The organism is Clostridioides sp. ZZV14-6154, assembly GCF_020657785.1.
GTDB lineage: Bacteria > Bacillota > Clostridia > Peptostreptococcales > Peptostreptococcaceae > Clostridioides.
In genome coordinates this window covers 1-521 of record NZ_JAGWCY010000042.1, presented here as the reverse complement: position 1 = coordinate 521, position 521 = coordinate 1, and the positions used below count along the sequence as shown (strand labels likewise).

1 pseudogene is annotated in these 521 nt (G+C 28.0%); it reads right to left on the bottom strand.

The annotated features are described in order from the left end of the window. Positions 1-137: 137 nt before the first annotated feature. A pseudogene (locus KGF45_RS19625) lies at positions 138-521 on the bottom strand (ABC transporter permease); the annotation flags it as partial.

Genomic DNA, 521 nt, shown 5'->3' with positions numbered 1-521 from the left:
GATTTACCAGTTCCATTACTACCTATGATACTTACAAATTCACCATCTTCTATACTAAGAGATAAATTTTCAAATATAGTGTTGGGTTGACCATATGGATTTGGGAAACTCTTTGAAATATTTTTAATTTGTAACATCTATAACACCTCTTTTTTCAGATTTATTTTTGGTACTAGCTTTGCACTTGTTTTTTTTAGTGAGATATTTAAATTACCAGTAGCTAAGAAAGCTATTATAACTATGGCAGTTATCAGTTTTAAATCAGTTGATAACATACCTAAACTCATTGCAAAGTATATAGTGAATTGGTATATGAAAGAGCCAACAATTATTGCAGTAGTATTTTTAATAAAAGTGAATTTCTTAAATAATGTAATACCAATTATGATAGAAGCAATTCCAAGTACTAAAGTTCCAATACCCATATTTACATCTGAAAATCCTAAGAATTGAGCCATCAAACTACCAGATAAAGCTATAAGTCCATTTGAAATCATAAGTCCTAATATTTTTATAGAACC